Here is a 2,475-nt window from a genome sequence, read left to right as displayed (position 1 = left end):
CAAGCATTTTGCTTAAAATGGCATCTTTACGAGCCTTGGGAATACGCGACATGATAAGTAACCAGCCCCCTGAGTAAGTTGGAATCCCTGAAAAGGGAGTATCTCAACTATCCTGACACAGGGGGACCCCGTCGCAGCGACATCAAGGGCAGGATAAAGCGCTGTTAGAAAAACGCCATGCCGTCTACCAAGCCGCCCGCTTGGCGCGTCCGGAACGGTGGCGTAACACGACTCGGAACTGGAGCTGGCAAGATGAAGTGCAATTGAACCCGGACCGGGCTATTGAGCCTAAAACAGGCGAGGAATTACAGGTCGCTTAAATCGTAAAAACATCTCAACTATCTTGACAATTACCGGAAGAAACATTTACAATTGCACCACCAGAACCGCCGTTTTTAAAAGACATTCTCTTGACTGCTTCACGACAACATAAAAAATAGCCCGTTACATTTGTGGTGAAAACTTCATTGATTCGTTCAGCTGTTAATTCTTCTAAGCGTGTTTGCTTTTTCAAAATTCCAGCATTATTTACAAGAACAGAAATATGACCAAGTTTTTGGTCAATAGTAGAGAACAAATTTATAACGTCTTTTTCATTTGAAACATCGGCTTGTACGGTGATACAAGTACCACCAAATTCTAAAATTTCTTGAGCTGTTTTTAATGCGGCCACTTCATTTGATTTGTAATTGATGCAAACTGAATACCCGTTCTTTGCAAATAATTTCGCAGCAGCAGCACCTATTCCTCTACTGCCGCCAGTGACCAGTACAATTTTCTTTGGATTCATTTCAGACTTCCCTTGCCTAATGTCAAACACAGCAGCTGGCCTACGCTGCAATTGGATAAAAAGCCGCACGTTCCGGCCAGTCTGCTTGAATGCCATGTTAGGCGTATTACCGCTGCGCAAAAAACAAGACCCCGTTTTTCGCAGCAAACCACAAAACTAAATAATGAAGCTACGAAAACGGAGCAAACGAATTAAAAGCGTGTTAATAAACCGCGTAAACAGAAAGCTGCAAAACAAAATAAAAATATCAGCACACCACAATACAAACTGCCACAACAGCGCGCCAACTAAAAAAATATAACAATTGGTAGCTGTGCCTAACGCCGAGCTAAGCGGCAGATTTTAAGTTGTAGTTTTGTGGAGTACTTTTGCGCAGCAAAACCACAAAACTGCGACTTAAAAGCTGTCCAAGGAGCGGAGCGACTGGTGCTTGAGCGCCTTGTTAGGTGCTTTTTGCATTTGCACAGGGAAACCACTCAGTATGCTGTTCACCTTGACGACCAATGTAGGTAACACGCTTACCCCGCAAAAATGCAAAATAAGACTGCACGCCTGATTTCATTGCACGCTCAGAAAATTTTCTGTATGGCTGGCTATTATTTTGGCTTTCCAGAATAGCAGCCCTTAGACTTTGAACATCAAAGTCTGCTGACACAGCTGGCAAACTTTCAAATTGTACTGGCAAAGAAACGACACTACCTTCACTGCTATAAAATGAGATTTGTAAAGTTACGTAATTAACGTGGTAATACTCAACGCCCGCTTCAATAAGTTTTCCCACATATTCTGGAAATGAAATTTTATTTGCATGACTGGCATGTGCGGTACTTGTAATAATATCTGCATTCATTTTTATTCACCTTGTATTGTGGAAATTTTTCCGCTTGGGATTAAGCACCTAACGTAGAGTTAAGCGGGCTGCGCGGCTTTGTGCGCAGCTCCGCTTGAACGCCGGGTTAGGACGCATTGCGGTCCCCGCGCAGACGACCAGATGCAGACTGCCAACCACCCGTAGCGGGATGAACCTTGCCTGCCTTGGCAAGCCCAAATAGTGGCATGTTGACGTACACATTTTCATAGGTGCCAGGCGAGACTGCATAAGTTTCATGCCAGATACCGACTGAGCCATCAGTTCCAACCGCTCGGTTGAAGGCGCGCCAAGCTGGAAGATGCTGAGCTTCCTTGGCCTTTGCGTAGGCAAGCAACTGTTCCATTGAGCGCCAATACTGAACCAAGATGATGGTTCGAGAAAACCACGTTTCCGCGTGAATGAAACCTAACTCAGGATGCTGATACAGCTCTTTGAGTATGCGCGGCATAGCTGTGGCAACAGGCAACCACTTGTGAACCATTAAAGGTTTGTTGATGCGCATGCCAATCATGAAGACGACGAAGTCGCCTTCCAATGTGGCCGTAATTCGTTCCTTGTGGATCATGAGCTATGTGTCCTAACGTCAAAATTAAGCAGCTGGCCTACGCTGCCATTGAATAAAGAAGCCGCACATTCCGGCCAGTCTGCTTGAATGCCATGTTAGGCGTAGTGCCGCTGCACAAAAAATAACCTGATTATGTCTCTTGCTCAATCTCCTTGCTCAAACCACTTAAAAGGCCTAAGGTGAACGAACGTTCTTTTGTGGAGTGGTCGTCATGGCAATCAACCCAATCCAGATGCAAAAGGGGCTGTC

At 45.2% G+C, this 2,475-nt stretch carries 3 protein-coding genes; all 3 read right to left on the bottom strand.

Annotation, left to right across the window (positions count from 1 at the left end; all coding sequences use genetic code 11):
- Positions 1 to 334 precede the first annotated feature (334 nt).
- The 3 genes from CSQ88_RS22200 to CSQ88_RS22190 all read right to left on the bottom strand — a co-directional run bounded on the left by CSQ88_RS22200 (position 335) and on the right by CSQ88_RS22190 (position 2,226).
- The gene (locus CSQ88_RS22200; protein WP_099400234.1) at positions 335 to 790 is read right to left on the bottom strand and encodes an SDR family NAD(P)-dependent oxidoreductase; all 456 of its coding nucleotides are present in this window, start codon (positions 788 to 790) and stop codon (positions 335 to 337) included.
- Positions 791 to 1,232: 442 nt separating this feature from the next.
- Complete coding sequence (locus tag CSQ88_RS22195; RefSeq protein WP_099400233.1) at positions 1,233 to 1,640, bottom strand: DUF1398 family protein; 408 nt, start codon at positions 1,638 to 1,640, stop codon at positions 1,233 to 1,235.
- A 106-nt stretch (positions 1,641 to 1,746) separates the two neighbouring features.
- The gene (locus CSQ88_RS22190; RefSeq protein WP_099400232.1) at positions 1,747 to 2,226 is read right to left on the bottom strand and encodes a DUF4188 domain-containing protein; all 480 of its coding nucleotides are present in this window, start codon (positions 2,224 to 2,226) and stop codon (positions 1,747 to 1,749) included.
- Positions 2,227 to 2,475 lie beyond the last annotated feature (249 nt).

Source organism: Iodobacter sp. BJB302 (assembly GCF_002735645.1).
Lineage (GTDB): Bacteria > Pseudomonadota > Gammaproteobacteria > Burkholderiales > Chitinibacteraceae > Iodobacter.
The sequence above is the reverse complement of the archived record's forward strand: the minus strand, read 5'-3'. Positions and strand labels throughout refer to the sequence as shown.

What these genes read in the sequence shown, in the direction of transcription:
- CSQ88_RS22200 (WP_099400234.1), bottom strand. Translation starts at nt 790, where the DNA reads ATGAATCCAAAGAAAATTGTACTGGTCACTGGCGGCAGTAGAGGAATA.
- CSQ88_RS22195 (WP_099400233.1), bottom strand. Translation starts at nt 1,640, where the DNA reads ATGAATGCAGATATTATTACAAGTACCGCACATGCCAGTCATGCAAAT.
- CSQ88_RS22190 (WP_099400232.1), bottom strand. Translation starts at nt 2,226, where the DNA reads ATGATCCACAAGGAACGAATTACGGCCACATTGGAAGGCGACTTCGTC.